The sequence below is a fragment of the Streptomyces glaucescens genome (assembly GCF_002154375.1).
In the GTDB taxonomy this organism is placed as follows: Bacteria; Actinomycetota; Actinomycetes; order Streptomycetales; family Streptomycetaceae; genus Streptomyces; species Streptomyces glaucescens.
In genome coordinates, this window is record NZ_MUND01000369.1 from 1 (window position 1) to 16,700 (window position 16,700).

General features: G+C 70.9%; 15 protein-coding genes. 2 read left to right on the forward strand and 13 right to left on the reverse strand.

The annotated features are described in order from the left end of the window. Positions 1–175 precede the first annotated feature (175 nt). From pssA to CCN42_RS23525, 9 genes are all read right to left on the reverse strand, one after another. Positions 176–1,027 carry a CDP-diacylglycerol--serine O-phosphatidyltransferase gene (gene pssA, locus CCN42_RS23485; protein WP_086170729.1) on the reverse strand — a complete coding sequence of 284 codons (852 nt, stop codon included), beginning with the start codon at positions 1,025–1,027 and terminating at the stop codon, positions 176–178. Continuing rightward, on the reverse strand, positions 1,014–1,670 hold the full coding sequence (locus CCN42_RS23490; RefSeq protein ID WP_086170728.1) for a phosphatidylserine decarboxylase: 657 nt from the start codon (positions 1,668–1,670) through the stop codon (positions 1,014–1,016). The genes pssA and CCN42_RS23490 overlap by 14 nt, the downstream gene beginning before the upstream one ends. Positions 1,671–1,839: 169 nt before the next feature. After that, complete coding sequence (locus CCN42_RS23495; protein ID WP_086170727.1) at positions 1,840–3,045, reverse strand: acyl-CoA dehydrogenase family protein; 1,206 nt, start codon at positions 3,043–3,045, stop codon at positions 1,840–1,842. A gap of 2 nt (positions 3,046–3,047) precedes the next feature. Further along, a complete protein-coding gene (locus CCN42_RS23500; RefSeq protein ID WP_086738573.1) occupies positions 3,048–3,560 on the reverse strand; it encodes a MaoC family dehydratase in 513 nt (170 codons plus the stop codon). 5 nt (positions 3,561–3,565) lie between these two features. Then, on the reverse strand, positions 3,566–4,525 hold the full coding sequence (locus tag CCN42_RS23505) for an HpcH/HpaI aldolase/citrate lyase family protein (RefSeq protein ID WP_086170725.1): 960 nt from the start codon (positions 4,523–4,525) through the stop codon (positions 3,566–3,568). Then, the gene (locus CCN42_RS23510; protein WP_086738575.1) at positions 4,522–6,549 is read right to left on the reverse strand and encodes a protein meaA; all 2,028 of its coding nucleotides are present in this window, start codon (positions 6,547–6,549) and stop codon (positions 4,522–4,524) included. The genes CCN42_RS23505 and CCN42_RS23510 overlap by 4 nt, the downstream gene beginning before the upstream one ends. Before the next feature lie 10 nt (positions 6,550–6,559). Continuing rightward, positions 6,560–7,897, reverse strand: coding sequence for a crotonyl-CoA carboxylase/reductase (ccrA, locus tag CCN42_RS23515; protein WP_173883265.1), 1,338 nt, complete (start codon positions 7,895–7,897; stop codon positions 6,560–6,562). 416 nt (positions 7,898–8,313) lie between these two features. Next, positions 8,314–9,123, reverse strand: a complete 810-nt coding sequence (locus tag CCN42_RS23520; protein WP_211294780.1) for a TetR family transcriptional regulator — start codon at positions 9,121–9,123, stop codon at positions 8,314–8,316. Positions 9,124–9,283: 160 nt separating this feature from the next. Next, the gene (locus tag CCN42_RS23525; protein ID WP_086738580.1) at positions 9,284–11,089 is read right to left on the reverse strand and encodes a 3-hydroxyacyl-CoA dehydrogenase family protein; all 1,806 of its coding nucleotides are present in this window, start codon (positions 11,087–11,089) and stop codon (positions 9,284–9,286) included. Positions 11,090–11,492: 403 nt separating this feature from the next. Here CCN42_RS23525 and CCN42_RS23530 point away from each other — a divergent pair, with 403 nt between their 5' ends. Continuing rightward, the gene (locus CCN42_RS23530) at positions 11,493–12,080 is read left to right on the forward strand and encodes an adenylosuccinate lyase (protein ID WP_086738582.1); all 588 of its coding nucleotides are present in this window, start codon (positions 11,493–11,495) and stop codon (positions 12,078–12,080) included. Positions 12,081–12,167: 87 nt separating this feature from the next. Here CCN42_RS23530 and CCN42_RS23535 read toward each other — a convergent pair whose 3' ends face one another. The 4 genes from CCN42_RS23535 to CCN42_RS23550 all read right to left on the reverse strand — a co-directional run bounded on the left by CCN42_RS23535 (position 12,168) and on the right by CCN42_RS23550 (position 15,964). Beyond that, positions 12,168–12,668: a GNAT family N-acetyltransferase gene (locus tag CCN42_RS23535; RefSeq protein WP_086738589.1), complete on the reverse strand. Its 501-nt coding sequence runs from the start codon at positions 12,666–12,668 to the stop codon at positions 12,168–12,170. Positions 12,669–12,688: 20 nt separating this feature from the next. Beyond that, positions 12,689–13,111 carry a RidA family protein gene (locus tag CCN42_RS23540; protein WP_086738584.1) on the reverse strand — a complete coding sequence of 141 codons (423 nt, stop codon included), beginning with the start codon at positions 13,109–13,111 and terminating at the stop codon, positions 12,689–12,691. Between the two features lie 57 nt (positions 13,112–13,168). Next, the gene (locus CCN42_RS23545; protein ID WP_086738591.1) at positions 13,169–14,761 is read right to left on the reverse strand and encodes an alpha/beta hydrolase; all 1,593 of its coding nucleotides are present in this window, start codon (positions 14,759–14,761) and stop codon (positions 13,169–13,171) included. A 162-nt stretch (positions 14,762–14,923) separates the two neighbouring features. Next, a complete protein-coding gene (locus tag CCN42_RS23550) occupies positions 14,924–15,964 on the reverse strand; it encodes an Rv2578c family radical SAM protein (protein ID WP_086738585.1) in 1,041 nt (346 codons plus the stop codon). Between the two features lie 145 nt (positions 15,965–16,109). Between CCN42_RS23550 and CCN42_RS23555 the strand changes: the two genes are divergently transcribed. Then, positions 16,110–16,553 (forward strand): SRPBCC family protein, encoded by a 444-nt coding sequence (locus CCN42_RS23555; protein ID WP_086738587.1) that lies wholly within the window; start codon positions 16,110–16,112, stop codon positions 16,551–16,553. The last annotated feature ends 147 nt before the right edge of the window (positions 16,554–16,700 follow it).

Genomic DNA, 16,700 nt, shown 5'->3' on the forward strand with positions numbered 1-16,700 from the left:
CCCTGAGGCTGCTTCTCCCGTCCCCCTGGGGCTTGCCCCTCCCGGACCGACGCTTCGGCCCTGGACGGGCCTCGTCCTCACACGCGGGACGCGCTGATGCCCGCCGCCCCGGGCACGCGAAAGGCCCCGAACCGTCAGGTTCGGGGCCTTCGTCGCCGTACATCCGCCACGGCCGTCAGGGCAGCTGGGCCGCCCGCGCCTCGCGGCGGTTGTCGCGGAAGTTGTTCACCCGGCGGGCCGTGGCGAACAGCGGGATCACCGCGCCGAGGACCAGCTGGAGCGCGCAGCCGGCCTGGAGGAGCAGCTGGCCGCCGGGGGCGTCGAAGGCCCAGGCGGCGAGCAGACCCATCGCGGAGACGATCCAGGAGAGCATCGCCACCGCCAGCGGGCCGCGCGGCTTCGGGTACTCGACCCGGCTGACCATCAGCCACGCCGTGCCGAGGATCGCCAGCAGCGTCGCCTCGAAGGGCAGCTCCAGCAGCACGATGGAGACCACCGTGAGCGCGCCGAAGGGGCTCGGCATGCCCTGGAACGTGCCGTCCTTCACCGTCACGCAGGAGAATCTCGCGAGCCTGAGCACCACCGCCAGCAGCACGACGATCGCGCCGACCGCCGCCACCCGCTGGTGCGCGTCGTTCGCGACCATGCCGTAGACCAGGACGAAGTACGCCGGGGCCAGGCCGAAGCTGATCAGGTCGGAGAGGTTGTCCAGCTCGGCGCCCATCGGGGAGGAGCGCAGCTTGCGCGCCACCAGGCCGTCGAACAGGTCGAAGACCGCCGCGCACAGCATCAGGATCACCGCGGTGGCCGCGCTGTGGCGGGCCATGCCGGTCTCCTGGCTGCCCGTGAGGTGCGGGATCAGGATGCCGGTGGTGGTGAAGTACACCGCCATGAAGCCGCACGTGGCGTTGCCGAGGGTGAGGGTGTCCGCTATCGACAGGCGGAGCGAGAGCGGCATCTCCTCCTCGTCGTCCTCGATGGCCTCGGGGACCCAGCCCGGCTGCGCCTCCGGATCAGTCACGGTCAATGCGAGTCACCCCAGCCACTGTCTTCTGGCCGACCTCCACCGCGACCTCCACGCCCTCGGGCAGGTACAGGTCGACCCGGGAGCCGAAGCGGATCAGGCCGATCCGCTCGCCCTGCTCCACCTTGGTCCCCTGCGGGATGTAGGGGACGATGCGACGGGCCACCGCGCCGGCGATCTGGATCATCTCGATGTCGCCCAGCTCCGTGTCGAAGTGCCACACGACCCGCTCGTTGTTCTCGCTCTCCTTGTTGAAAGCGGGAACGAAGCCTCCCGGGATGTGCTCCACCGACGTCACCGTGCCGGCCAGCGGCGCGCGGTTGACGTGGACGTTGAGCGGGCTCATGAAGATCGCGACGCGGGTCCGTCCGTCCTTCCACGGCATGATGCTCTGCACCACACCGTCGGCGGGCGAGATGACCCGGCCCGTGGCGATCTCGCGCTCGGGGTCGCGGAAGAACCACAGCATCCCCGCCGCGAGCGCGGTGGCGGGGACGGCGACGGCCTTGGCAGCGCCGGAGCGGCGGGCCTTGGCCAGGCTGAGGGCTGCGGTGGCGACGGTCGGGAGAAGCCACGGCGATGCTCCGCGCGCGAGGCGTACGCCGACTCGGCTGTCGCGAGGTGCAGAGGTTTGGCTGTGGGGCATGGATGACCTTCGTAGCGGATGATGCCGCGCTTCTCGGGGGGACGGCGGCTTTCTCGCGATCGTAGCGGCTAACCGCCACAACTGGGTAAGTCGGGAAGCCGAGTCGGCGGCCGAAGAGTGCCTACGGGGTGTGATCTTCTTCTCGAAGAAAACACCCCGTTCCGGGCAATCAGCCCTGGAATCGATACTCTTCGAGCAGCCTCCGCCCGATGATCATTTTCTGGATCTCGGCGGTACCTTCACCGATGAGCAGCATCGGGGCCTCCCGGTAGAGGCGCTCGATCTCGTACTCCTTGGAGAAGCCGTAGCCGCCGTGGATCCGGAAGGCATCCTCCACGACCTCCTTGCAGTACTCGGAGGCGAGGTACTTCGCCATCCCTGCTTCGAGGTCGTTTCGCTCCCCGGAGTCCTTTTTGCGCGCTGCGTTCACCATCATGGCATGGGCGGCCTCGACCTTGGTAGCCATTTCGGCGAGCTTGAACTGGATCGCCTGGTGCTGGGCGATCGGCTTGCCGAACGTGTGACGCTGCTGGGCGTACTGGACGCCCAGCTCGAACGCGCGCTGAGCGACGCCGCAACCACGCGCCGCGACGTTGACGCGGCCGACCTCGACGCCGTCCATCATCTGGTAGAAGCCGCGTCCGGTGACCCCGCCGAGCACCCGGTCGGCCGGAATCCGCAGGCCGTCCATGATGAGCTCGGTGGTGTCGACCCCCTTGTAGCCCATCTTGTCGATCTTGCCCGGAATGGTCAGGCCGGGGCGGACCTCACCGAAGCCGGGCTCCTTCTCGACCAGGAAGGTGGTCATCGACCTGTGGGGTGCGGTCCCCTCGGGGTGTCCTTCGTCACTTCGCACGAGAACGGCCACCAGGGACGACGTGCCGCCGTTCGTGAGCCACATCTTCTGGCCGGTGAGGACGTACTCGTCGCCGTCCTTGACCGCCTTGGACGTGATCGCCGACACATCCGAGCCGAGGCCCGGCTCCGACATCGAGAAGGCGCCGCGGATGTCGCCGGCCGCCATCCTCGGCAGGAAGTGGTCCTTCTGCTCCTGCGTGCCGTGCTGCTTGAGCATGTACGCCACGATGAAGTGCGTGTTGATGATGCCGGACACCGACATCCAGCCGCGGGCGATCTCCTCCACGCACAGCGCGTACGTCAGCAGCGACTCGCCCAGACCCCCGTACTCCTCGGGGATCATCAGACCGAAGAGGCCCAGCTCCTTCAGGCCGTCCACGATCGCTTGCGGGTACTCGTCGCGGTGCTCCAGCTCCGTCGCGACCGGGATGATCTCCTTGTCCACGAAGTCGCGGACCGTGGAGAGGATCTCCCGCTGGACGTCCGTGAGGCCGTGGGTCTGGGCGAGGCGGGCCATGGTTACTTCTCCTGCTCCTTGAGCTGGGGGCGGCCCGGCTGCTCGCCGCCGCGCTCCTTGATGTACGTCTCGGTCGGCACCATCACCTTGCGGCGGAAGACGCAGACCAGCGTGCCGTCCTGCTTGTAGCCCTTGGTCTCGACGTAGACGATGCCGCGGTCGTTCTTCGACTTCGACGGCCACTTGTCGAGCACGGTCGTCTCGCCGTAGATCGTGTCGCCGTGGAAGGTCGGCGCCACGTGCTTCAGCGACTCGATCTCCAGGTTGGCGATCGCCTTGCCGGAGATGTCCGGCACGCTCATGCCGAGCAGCAGGGAGTAGATGTAGTTCCCGACCACCACGTTCTTGCCGAAGTCCGTCGTCTTCTCGGCGTAGTTCGCGTCCATGTGGAGCGGGTGGTGGTTCATGGTGAGGAGACAGAACAGGTGGTCGTCGTACTCCGTGACCGTCTTGCCCGGCCAGTGCTTGTACACCGCGCCGACCTCGAACTCCTCGTACGTGCGTCCGAACTGCATCGCGCTCAGGCCTCCGGGATCTCGAACGTGCTGGTGCGCCGCATGCCGGCGGCCCGGCCCTTGCCCGCGATGACCAGGGCCATCTTGCGGCTGGCCTCGTCGATCATCTCGTCGCCGAGCATCGCGGAGCCCTTCTTGCCGCCCGCCTCGGACGTGTAGTACTCGTACGCGTCCAGGATCAGCTCGGCGTGGTCGTAGTCCTCCTGGGAGGGCGAGAAGACCTCGTTGGCGGCGTCGACCTGGCCGGGGTGCAGCACCCACTTGCCGTCGAAGCCGAGCGCGGCGGCGCGGCCGGCGACCTCGCGGAAGCCGTCGACGTTGCGGATCTGGAGGTAGGGGCCGTCGATCGCCTGGAGGTCGTTGGCACGGGCGGCCATCAGGATCTTCATCAGGATGTAGTGGTAGGCGTCCGCCGGGTAGCCGGGCGGCTGCTCACCCACGACCAGCGACTTCATGTTGATGGAGGCCATGAAGTCGGCCGGGCCGAAGATGATCGTCTCGATGCGCGGGGAGGCCTGCGCGATCTCGTTGACGTTGTTCAGGCCCTGCGCGTTCTCGATCTGCGCCTCGATGCCGATCCGGCCGACCTCGAAGCCCATCGTCTTCTCGATCTGGGTCAGGAGGAGGTCCAGCGCCACGATCTGCTGCGCGTTCTGCACCTTCGGCAGCATGATGCAGTCCAGGTTCGGGCCGGCGCCCTCGACGACCGTGACGACGTCGCGGTACGTCCACTCGGTCGTCCAGTCGTTGACGCGCACCACGCGGGTCTTGCCGGTCCAGTCGCCCTCGTTGAGGAACTTCACGATGGTGTGCCGCGCCTCGGGCTTGGCGAGCGGGGCGCACGCGTCCTCCAGGTCGAGGAAGACCTGGTCCGCCGGGAGGCCCTGCGCCTTCTCCAGGAAGCGCGGGTTGCTTCCCGGGACCGCCAGGCAGGAACGGCGGGGACGCAGACGGTTGACGGTCATGCGGGGACCTCCAGGGGGTCGAGCTTGTTCGCGTTCCGGATCTCGTCCACGATCCGGCCGATGATGCCGGTGATGTCGAAGTCCTTCGGGGTGAAGACCGCGGCCACTCCGGCGGCGCGCAGCTGTTCGGCGTCACCGCTGGGGATGATGCCACCGGCGATCACCGGTATATCTGTGGCACCGGCCACACGCAGCCGTTCCAGCACGTCCGGGACCAGCTGGGCGTGCGAGCCGGACAGGATGGACAGGCCCACCGCGTGCACGTCCTCGGCGAGCGCGGCGTCCACGATCTGCTCCGGGGTGAGCCGGATGCCCTGGTAGACCACCTCGAAGCCGGCGTCCCGGGCCCGCACCGCGATCTGCTCGGCCCCGTTGGAGTGCCCGTCCAGGCCCGGCTTGCCGACCAGGAAGCGCAAGCGGGCGACGCCCATCTCCTGGGCGGTCAGCTCCACCTTGCGGCGCACCTGGGCCAGCTTGGAGCCCTCCTCGGCGGGGATGGCCACCGGCGCCGACGACACGCCCGTGGGGGCGCGGAACTCGCCGAACACCTCACGCAGGGCCCCGGCCCACTCGCCGGTGGTGACGCCGGCGCGGGCGCACTCCAGGGTGGCCTCCATCAGGTTGCCGGTGCCCTTGGCGGCCTCCTTCAGCCGCTCCAGCGCCTTGCAGGGGCGCGGGTGGTTGAAGGGCGGCTGGTAGCGGGTGTCGCGCCAGTTCCGCAGCGACTCGACGACCCGGGCCTCGACGGCCGGGTCGACGGTCTGGATCGCGGTGTCCAGGTCCGCGGTGAGCGGGTTCGGCTCGGTCGTCTCGAAGACGTTGACGCCGACGATCTTCTCCTGGCCGGACTCGATCCGCGCCCGGCGTTCGGCGTGCGAGGCGACCAGCTGCGACTTGAGGTAGCCGGACTCGACGGCCGCCATCGCGCCGCCCATCTCCTCGATCCGGTCGATCTCCGCGAGGGCCTCGGCGACGAGTTCGCCGACCTTCGCCTCGATCACCGTCGAGCCCTCGAAGATGTCGCCGTACTCCAGCAGGTCGCTCTCGTAGGCGAGCACCTGCTGGATGCGCAGCGACCACTGCTGGTCCCAGGGGCGCGGCAGGCCCAGCGCCTCGTTCCAGGCGGGGAGCTGCACGGCCCGCGCGCGGGCGTCCTTGGACAGCGTCACGGCCAGCATCTCCAGCACGATCCGCTGGACGTTGTTCTCCGGCTGCGCCTCGGTCAGCCCGAGGGAGTTGACCTGGACGCCGTAGCGGAAGCGGCGCTGCTTGGGGTTCTCGATGCCGTACCGCTCGCGCGTGATCTTGTCCCAGATGCGGCCGAACGCCCGCATCTTGCACATCTCCTCGACGAAGCGGACGCCCGCGTTGACGAAGAAGGAGATGCGGGCGACGACGTCGCCCATGCGCTCCTGCGGCACCTGGCCGGAGTCGCGCACCGCGTCGAGCACGGCGACCGCGGTGGACATCGCGTACGCGATCTCCTGCACCGGAGTGGCGCCCGCCTCCTGCAGGTGGTAGCTGCAGATGTTGATCGGGTTCCACTTCGGCATGTGGGAGACCGTGTACGCGATCATGTCCGTCGTCAGGCGGAGCGACGGGCCCGGCGGGAACACATGGGTGCCCCGGGACAGGTACTCCTTGACGATGTCGTTCTGGGTCGTGCCCTGGAGCTTGGTGATGTCCGCGCCCTGCTCCTCCGCCACGACCTGGTAGAGCGCCAGCAGCCACATGGCCGTGGCGTTGATGGTCATCGAGGTGTTCATCTGCTCCAGGGGGATGTCCTGGAACAGCCGGCGCATGTCACCGAGGTGCGCGACGGGCACTCCGACCCGGCCGACCTCGCCGCGGGCGAGGATGTGGTCCGGGTCGTAGCCCGTCTGGGTCGGCAGGTCGAAGGCGACCGACAGACCCGTCTGGCCCTTGGCGAGGTTGCGGCGGTACAGCTCGTTGGACGCCTCGGCCGTGGAGTGACCGGCGTAGGTCCGCATGAGCCACGGCCGGTCCTTCTGACGCTCAGTCATCCGGCGCCTCTCAGATGTTCCGGAAGCGGTTGATGGCGTCGAGGTGCTTGGCGCGCATCTCGTGGTCGCGCACGCCCAGGCCCTCCTCGGGGGCGAGGCACAGCACGCCGACCTTGCCCTGGTGCACGTTGCGGTGCACGTCGTGGGCCGCCTGGCCGGTGTCCTCCAAGGAGTACACCTTCGACAGCGTCGGGTGGATCTTGCCCTTCGCGATGAGCCGGTTGGCCTCCCAGGCCTCGCGGTAGTTGGCGAAGTGGGAGCCGATGATCCGCTTCAGCGACATCCACAGGTAGCGGTTGTCGTACTCGTGCATGTAGCCCGAGGTCGAGGCGCAGGTGGTGATGGTGCCGCCCTTGCGGGTGACGTAGACGCTCGCGCCGAAGGTCTCGCGGCCGGGGTGCTCGAAGACGATGTCGATGTCCTCGCCGCCGGTGAGCTCGCGGATGCGCTTGCCGAAGCGCTTCCACTCCTTCGGGTCCTGGGTCTGCTCGTCCTTCCAGAACTTGTAGCCCTCGGCATTGCGGTCGATGATCGCCTCGGCGCCCATCGAACGGCAGATCTCCGCCTTCTGCGGCGAGGAGACGACACAGATCGGGTTGGCGCCGCCGGCGAGCGCGAACTGGGTGGCGTAGGAACCGAGGCCGCCGCTCGCGCCCCAGATCAGCACGTTGTCGCCCTGCTTCATGCCGGCGCCGTTGCGGGAGACCAGCTGGCGGTAGGCGGTGGAGTTCACCAGGCCCGGCGCGGCGGCCTCCTCCCAGCTGAGGTGGTCCGGCTTGGGCATCAGCTGGTTGGACTTGACCAGGGCGATCTCGGCGAGGCCGCCGAAGTTGGTCTCGAAGCCCCAGATGCGCTGCTCGGGGTCGAGCATGGTGTCGTTGTGGCCGTCGCTGGACTCCAGCTCGACCGACAGACAGTGCGCGACGACCTCGTCGCCCGGCTTCCAGGCGTTGACGCCGGGACCGGTGCGCAGCACGACGCCCGCGAGGTCGGAGCCGATGATGTGGTACGGCAGGTCGTGGCGCTTGGCCAGCTCGTTGGTGCGGCCGTAGCGCTCGAGGAACCCGAAGGTGGACAGCGGCTCGAAGATCGAGGTCCACACCGAGTTGTAGTTGACCGAGGAGGCCATCACGGCCACCAGGGCCTCGCCCGGGCCCAGCTCGGGCAGCGGCACCTCGTCCAGGTGCAGCGACTTGCGGGGGTCCTTGTCGCGGGTGGAAAGGCCCGCGAACATCTCCGTCTCGTCCTTGTGGACGGTGATCGCCCGGTAGGACTCGGGCAGCGGCAGGGCGGCGAAGTCGGCCGAGGTGGATTCGGGCGACTGGATCGCGTCCAGGATGTCCTTCACGGTCACGGTGTTGCCTCCGGCGATGCGCACCCTGAGGGAGGGGTGCTGAGGGTTACGTCGGTGCTGCTGAGGGTGAGGGTTTTCGGTGCCGTCGGTTCGGCGGGTGGTGCTTCGGCAGCGCTTTGTGGCGCGGGAGGGTGCCTGTGACGCAGGCGTCCGGGCGCGCGGGCCATGGGCCCGCGGGGACAGTCGCCGCACTGTGATCGGGTGCGCCGGCCGCCCGGACACTTTCAACGTATGGCACCCCGTGTCAGGTGACAAGGCACTGGGTGCCAGAAGTTGCTCTCAAATGAATTCTTTACCTGACAGATGAGCGATGATCGATCGAACAGGGTCGGAAAGCCTCCCGAAAACCGCCTCTGACATGCCAAAACGGCCACCCCGAAGGGTGGCCGTCATCACACGCGGAAGGACCGTCAGCGCTCCTTCAGCGCCTCCTCGATGGTCCGCATGACCTCCTCCAGCGGGGCGTCGGTGCGGGCCACCGTCACCAGCACCTCGCCGTGGGCCGAGGCCGTCGCCGCGGCCGGCTTCGGCGGGGTGCCGCGGCCCGCCATGATCCCGGAGCCGAAGGTCTTGCGGACGATCGCGAAGGCGTGGTCGAGCTGCGCCTCCACATCGCCGTGGCCGCCCGCGCGCAGCCAGCGCCGCAGCACGTGGTTGTGCGCGGTGACCACGGCGGACGCGGCGACCTCCGCGAGCAGCGGGTCGTCGTTGGCGTCGTCGTCGTGCGCGTGCTCGTCGAAGTGGCCGAGCAGATAGCGGGTGAAGAGGCGTTCGTAGCGGGCCACCGACGCGATCTCCGCCTCGCGCAGGGTGGGCACCTCGCGCGTCAGCTTGTAGCGGGCGACCGAGATCTCGGGCCGCGCCGCGTACATCTTCATCACTTCCTTGATCCCGCGGCACACCGTGTCGAGCGGATGCTCGTGTGCGGGGGCGGCGTTGAGCACCGCCTCGGCACGGATCAGGGTGTCGTCGTGGTCCGGGAAGATCGCCTCTTCCTTGGAGCGGAAGTGGCGGAAGAAGGTGCGGCGGGCGACCCCGGCCTGGGCCGCGATCTCGTCGACGGTGGTCGCCTCGTAGCCCTTGGTGGCGAACAGCTCCATGGCCGCGGCCGCCAGTTCTCGGCGCATTTTCAGCCGCTGGGCGGCGGCGCGACTGCCTGCGGCACTTTCCGGCGCGTCGGACGTGGCTGGTGTACGGGAGGACTTGGCGGGCTGGGACATGACCCGAAAGTACTGCATCTCCGCGGCTCTTCGCGCAGGTCCGGGGTTTCCCCCGCCCTCGGCGGGCGGGGAAGTCCGGAGGGAGGCGGGCTGGGCCGGCCGCGCGGGATCGAGCAGTCCGCCCCAGTCCTCACCCGCCCGGAACCGGTCGCCGGGCCGCTCAGCGCCGGGCATATTCGCGGAAGCCGCGGCCCGTCTTGCGGCCGAGGCAGCCCGCGGCCACCAGATGCTCGAGCAGCGGCGCGGGGGCCAGGCCCGGGTCGCGGAACTCGCGGTGCAGGACCCGCTCGATGGCCAGTGAGACATCCAGCCCGACCACGTCCAGCAGCTCGAACGGACCCATCGGGTAGCCGCCGCCGAGCTTCATCGCGGCGTCGATGTCGTCGAGCGAGGCGTAGTGGTCCTGGACCATCTTGATCGCGTTGTTCAGGTACGGGAAGAGCAGCGCGTTCACGATGAACCCGGCGCGGTCCCCGCAGTCCACCGCGTGCTTGCGGATCTTCCCGCAGACCTCGCGGACCGTGGCGTGCACATCGTCCGCGGTCAGCACGGTGCGGACCACCTCGACCAGCTTCATCGCCGGGGCCGGGTTGAAGAAGTGCATGCCGATCACGTCCTGCGGGCGCGAGGTGGCGCGGGCGCAGGCGACGACGGGCAGCGAGGAGGTGGTGGTGGCCAGCACCGCGCCCGGCTTGCAGACCTTGTCCAGCGCGGCGAACAGCTGCCGCTTGACCTCCAGGTCCTCGGCGACCGCCTCGACGGCCAGGTCGACGTCGGCGAACGCGTCGTAGGAACCGGCCGGGACGATCCGCTCCAGGGTCCCCGCGGCCGCCTCCGCGGTCATCCGGCCCTTGTCGACCGAGCGGGCCAGGGACTTGCCGATGCGGGCCTTGGCGGCCTGGGCCTTCTCCTCGCTGCGGGCGGCGAGGACGACCTCGTAGCCCGCCTTGGCGAACACCTCGGCGATCCCGGACGCCATGGTGCCCGAGCCCGCCACACCGACCGAGCGCACCGGGCGGCCGGGGACCTTCAGTTCGCCGTCGAGCGGCGTCAGCGCGTCCCGCACGACGGTGGCGCTGCCCGGGGCCTCGTAGGTGTAGAAACCGCGGCCCGCCTTGCGGCCGGTCAGGCCCGCCTCGCTGAGCTGCTTGAGGATCGGCGCGGGGGCGTGCAGCCGGTCGCGGGACTCGGCGTACATCGCCTCCAGGACGGTGCGGGCGGTGTCGATGCCGATCAGGTCGAGCAGGGCGAGCGGGCCCATCGGCAGTCCGCAGCCCAGCCGCATCGCGGCGTCGATGTCCTCACGGGAGGCGTACTTCGCCTCGTACATCGCGGCGGCCTGGTTGAGGTAGCCGAACAGCAGGCCGTCCGCGACGAAACCGGGCCGGTCGCCGACCGCGACGGGCTCCTTGCCCAGGGCCAGCGCGAGGTCGGTGACCGCGCCGACGGCGGCGGGCGCGGTCAGCACCGAGGAGACCACCTCGACGAGCTTCATCGCCGGGGCGGGGTTGAAGAAGTGCAGGCCCAGGACCCGCTCGGGACGGGCCGAGTCGGCGGCCAGGCGGGTCACGGACAGCGCGTTGGTGCCGGTGGCGAGGATCGTCTCGGGCCGCACGATGCCGTCGAGTTCCCGGAAGATCTGGTGCTTGATCTCGTACGACTCCGGCGCCACCTCGATGACCAGGTCGGCCTCGGCCGCGGCCCGCAGGTCGGTGGAGGTGCGGATCCGGGCGAGCGCCTCGGTGCGCTCCTCTTCGGTGAGCCTGCCGCGCTCGACGGCGCGGGCGGTGGAGGCCTCCAGGGCGGCGACACAGCGCGCGGCCTGGGCCTCGCTGATGTCGATGCCGACGACCTCGCGGCCGGCCTTGGCCAGGACCTCGGCGATGCCGGTGCCCATGGTGCCGAGGCCGACGACGGCGACGGTCTGGAGCGGGGACAGGGAACTGTCGGACAGGGGAGCGGCCATCGCGGGACTCCAGAATGAGGGTGACGACGGGAAGCGCGCCCGGGTGCGCCGAAGGGGCGCACCGGGTGCGTGCTGAGATGCGGGTGTTGGCCGGGCTGCGAGCGCACACGCCCGGTGCCGGTCGCCGCGGACGCGCACACGTCCGCGCTACGGCGGTGAACCGACCGGCCCTGTCCCGTGGCCGAGTCGTACCGAGGTACATCAGTACCGAACCGACTGCTGCCCCCACGGCCCGAGGGACGTGGGAGGTGTCCCGCGCGGCGGCCGCGTCACCAGACCGTCGCGAGGAGAGGCGAGTGGGTAACTCGCTCGTCTGAGCTTAACCGGCGGGTAACGAGCGCGCCAGTCCCCGGTCTTTGTGATGTAGGTCCCTCCCCGGCCCGATCGCCCCTACCCTCACCTCATGGATGTGAGGGACGAAGCGTCACGGGCGCTCACGGAGCGCTTACGGCAGGAGTCGGGAGCCTCGGCGGCGTTCGAGCACCTGGCGGCGACCGGCGACCACGACGAACTCGCGGAGGTGCTGACCGCCCCCGGACAGCCCCTGTGGGCGCGGGAACTGGCCGCCTTCCGGCTGGGCGTGGCGGGGGATCGCCGGGCCTTCGAGGCACTGGTCCTCCTCCTCAACCACCGCGACCCGCCCCGCTGTGCCGCCGCCGCCCACGCGCTGGCCCGGCTCGCCGACCCCCGCACCGCCCGCGCGGCGGCGGCCCTCGCCACCAACGAACTGCGGGTGGCCTACGCCCTGCACCCGGTGCGGCTCCTGGCCGAGCTGCGTGCCCCGGAGTCCGTCCCCGCGCTGATCACCACGCTGCAACGGCGGCTGCGCCCGCACGACCCCTACCGCCGCGTGGCCCTCGCCTGCGTCGAAGGCCTGGGCGCGCTGGGCGACCCCCGGGCCCGCCCGGTCCTCAACGAGGCCCTGGCCCACCCGTCCCTCGCCGAGGCCGCGGTACGGGCCCTGGCCCGCATCCCGAAACAACGGCGGTGAGGCCCGGGCGGCCGGGGCCGCCGCGGCTGCCCGCGCAGGCGAGCGAGGGCGCCGGACGGTCGTACGTCATGGGCGCGCCGGACGCCCTCATGCCGTCAGCCGCCGGACGTACCGCACCTCGGGCACGGCCACCCCGTCCGCCTCGAACGGCTCCTGCGCGCCGTCCGGCCGGAAGCCGGCCCGCTCGTAGAAGCGGCGCGCGGGGGTGTTCTCCTTCAGCACCCACAGGAGCATGCGCGGATGCCCGGCGGTCGCGCACCGGCCCGCCGACTCCGCCATGAGCGCCCGCCCGATGCCTCCGCCGTACCGCCCCGGATCCACGTAGAGCGCGTACAGCTCGGCGTCCTCGGTGTGCGTGTCGCCGTCGCGGTAGGGCCCGTGGCAGGCCCAGCCGACGACATCGCCGTCCTGCTCGGCCACCAGGTCCAGCACCGGGCCGGGACGCCGGGCGAGGCGGGCGCGGTGGCCGGCGGCGTCCCGCGCCGGGTCCATCGCGTCGAGGTACGACTGCGGGACGAGCCCCCGGTAGGCGGTGCGCCAGCCGCCGACGCGGATCCGCCCGACACGGTCGCAGTCGGCGGGCGTCATCTCCCGGACGCGCACGGCCGTCACGCGGGGATCACCGCGAACGCCTCGATCTCCATCAGGAACTCGGGGCGGACCAGGGCGGCGACCTGCACGGCGGAGGCGGCGGGGAGCCGGTCGTCGGGTATGTGCTCGGCGCGGGCCGCGCGGATCGCCGGCATGTGCGCCATGTCCGTCACGAAGTAGGTGAGTTTGACGACGTCGTCGAAGGCCGCCCCGGCGGCGGCCAGGCACCGCCGGAGGTTCTCGAACACCTGGCGGGCCTGGGCGGCGGGATCGCCCTCGCCGACCGGCTTGCCGTCCTCGTCCAGGGCGAGCTGCCCGGATATCGCGACGAGGCGGCCGGTGCCCATGACGACATGGGAGTACTGCGCGGCGGGGGCGACGCCGTCGGGGGCGGTGATTCTGGTCGGTCCGGGGGCGGCGATCCTGGTCGGCTCGGTCATGCGTCCATGGTGGACCATGGGGCCGGCAACGCCCCCGACGGGCCGTCACCTCACCGCTCAGGGGCGGAAGCCGAGCAGGGTGCGCAGCGTCTCGCCCGGCGGCGGGGCGGACGTCCGGGCGTGCAGCGGCTTCGGGTCGGGCCCGGCCGCGCACACCGCGTCCGCCTCCCCGCCGCCGTCGCCGCGCGGCACCGTGCCGTCGGTCAGGTACGCCGCCAGGTGCCCGTCCAGGCAGGCGTTGCCGCTCAGCGTGACACCGTGGTTCCCGCCGCCGTCCTCGACCACCAGGCTGGAGCCGCGCAGCAGCCGGTGGACGGTGGCGCCGCCCCGGTACGGGGTGGCCGCGTCGCCGGTCGCCTGGAACAGCAGCACCGGCGGCAGGCGGTCGTTGGCCACGTCCACCGGCCGGCCCGCGTCCGTCGGCCAGAACGCGCACGGCGCGTTGTACCAGGCGTTGTTCCACGTCATGAACGGCGCCCGCTCGTGCACCGCCCAGTTGTCCTCGCGCCACCGCTCCCAGTCGCGCGGCCAGCCGGTGTCCCGGCACTGCACCGCGGAGTAGACGCTGTAGCCGTTGCCGGTCGAGGCGTCCGCCGCCCCGAAGTCCTCGTACGCCTCGACGAGCGGTTCCGTGTCCCCGTCGCGGACGTACGCCGCGAACGCCTCGGCGAGATACGGCCAGTAGCCGTCGTGGTAGCCGCCCGGCAGGAAGGTGTCCTCCAGCTCCGCCGCGCCGACCCGGCCGTCCGCCGGCTTTCGCGCCAGCTCCGCCCGCATCGCGTACCAGGCGGTCTCCAGCCGCTCCGGGTCCGCGCCGAGCCCGTAGGTCCCGTGGTGCCGGGCCACCCACGCGAGGAAGGCGCGGTGGCGGTCGTCGAAGGCGAGATCCTGGACGAGGTTGTTCTCGTACCCGACGCCGGTCGGATCGACCACCGAGTCGAGGACCGCGCGGCGCACCCGCTCCGGGTACAGCCGGGCGTAGACCGCGCCCAGGTAGGTGCCGTAGGAGTAGCCGAAGTAGGAGATCCGGTCGGCGCCCAGCGCCCGGCGGATCAGGTCCAGGTCCCGTGCCGCGGCGACGGTGCCGATGTGCGGCAGCACGTCCGCGTACTTCCGCCCGCAGGCGTCCGCGAACGCCTTCGCGCGCGTGAGGTTGGCGCGCTCGACGCCGGGTGTGAGCGGCACCGGGTCCGGCCGTACGGGGTCGAAGTGGCCGGGTGCGCAGTCCAGGGCGGGGTCGCTGCGGCCCACCCCGCGCGGATCGAAGCCGATCACGTCGTACTGGGCGGCGACCTTCGCCGGCAGCGCGGAGGCGACGAACCCGGCGAGGGTGAGACCGCTGCCTCCGGGACCGCCCGGGTTGACCAGGAGGGGGCCCTGGGTGGTCTTCGCGGTGTGCGGGACCCGGGACAGCGCCAGGGTGATCTTCCGCCCGCGCGGGTCCGAGTGGTCGAGCGGCACCTTCAGGGACGCGCACTGGAGCGTCGGGTGGGCGGTCGTGCCGCACTTCTTCCAGGCGAGCCGCGCGGCGGGAGCGGCGTCCGCGCGGTGGACGCCCGCCTGGGCGGGGGCGGCCGAGAGCGCTGCGGTGGACAGCGTCGCCGCCGCGACGGCGGCGGCGCCGCACAGCACGGCGGCACGCTGGGACAGGGCGCGCATCCGGGGCAAGGAGTGCAAGGGAGCCTCCCGGGACGGAGGTTTCCGGACCGTGAGGATCACGGCCCTCGCCGCATCGTCCCGGGCTGGACGCCCGGAGGAACCTGTTCGGCCAGGACTTGACCCGATTGCGCCGCCGGATGCGCCCCGATGCTCTCAGATCAGCGTGAGCTGAGTCGGCTCCGGCTGCTTCGGCGGGGCCGGCTCGGGCTCACGGATCCGCCGGGCCGTGCCCGCGCGCGTGGGTCCGATGCCGTACTCCCGCGCGAGGTCGTGCACCTGCCGCGTGATCCGGCGCTGGTACCACTTCGGGGCGTAGGCGCCGTCCGCGTACAGCCGCTCGTAGCGGCGCACCAGATACGGGTGCTCGCGCTCCAGCCAGGCCATGAACCACTCCCGGGCGCCGGGCCGCAGATGCAGCACCAGCGGCGTCACGGAGGTGGCCCCGGAGGCCGCGATCGCCCGCACGGTGGCCCGCAGCCGGTCCGGGTGGTCGCTCAGGAACGGGATCACCGGCGCCATCAGCACCCCGCACCCGATGCCGTGCTCCCCGAGGGTGCGGACCACGTCCAGCCGCCGCTCCGGCGCCGGCGTGCCCGGTTCCACGGTGCGCCACAGCGCGGTGTCGGTGAAGCCGACCGAGACGGAGATGCCGACGTCCGTCACGCTCGCGGCCTCGGTCAGCAGGTCCAGGTCGCGCAGGATCAGCGTGCCCTTGGTCAGGATCGAGAAGGGGTTCGCGTGGTCGCGCAGGGCGGCGATGATGCCCGGCATGAGCCGGTAGCGGCCCTCCGCCCGCTGGTAGCAGTCGACGTTGGTGCCCATCGCGATGTGCTCGCCGTGCCAGCGCGGGGACGCCAGCTGGCGGCGCAGCAGTTCGGGTGCGTTGACCTTCACCACGATCTGGGAGTCGAAGCCGAGGCCGGTGTCGAGGTCCAGATAGCTGTGCGTCCTGCGGGCGAAGCAGTACACGCACGCGTGCGAGCAGCCCCGGTAGGGGTTGACCGTCCACTCGAAGGGCATGCGGGAGGCCCCGGGCACCCGGTTGAGGATGGAGCGGGCCCGCACCTCGTGGAAGGTGATCCCGCGGAACTCGGGCGTGTCGAAGGTGCGGGTGATCACCGTGTCCGCGCCGAACAGCGCGGTGTCGGCCCGGGCGTGGTCGTCGGACTCGACGGAGAGGTTCTCCCAGCGCATGACGCCTCCTCGGTAGTGCTCGACCACACAATAGAACACATGTTCGCATGATCGTGCGAACGGCACCCCGCCCCGATTTGGGCGGCCGGGCGCCGGGGTGGTTGGCTTGCCCCCGTCCCGAGAACCCAGGTGCTGGAGGAACGCAATGGCGCAGGTCGAGGCCACTACCGAGCGGGTCGTCGCGGCGGACCCGGAGACGGTGTTCGACACCCTCGCCGACTACAGCGGCACACGCGCGAAGCTGCTGCCCGAACACTTCAGCGAGTACGAGGTGCGCGAGGGCGGCGACGGCGAGGGCACCCTCGTCCACTGGAAGCTCCAGGCCACCAGCAAGCGCGTCCGCGACTGCCTCCTGGAGGTCACCGAGCCCACCGACGGCGAGCTGGTGGAGAAGGACCGCAACTCCTCCATGGTCACCACCTGGCGCGTCACCCCGGCCGGCGAGGGCAGGTCCCGGGTCGTCGTGACCACCGTGTGGAACGGCGCCGGCGGCATCGGCGGCTTCTTCGAGAGGACCTTCGCCCCCAAGGGCCTCGGCCGGATCTACGACGCGGTGCTCGCCAAGCTCGCCGCCGAGGTCGAGAAGTAGTCAAGAGCCAACGGAACCGGGCGCGTTGGCGTCCTCACCGGATCGAGTGGTTCTCCGTATCGACCGGCTTCACGCCGTAACTCGTCGCGCTTGCTCGTAGTTGCCGCATTACGCGGAAATCCGAGCAGCGCGACGAGTTACGGCGTG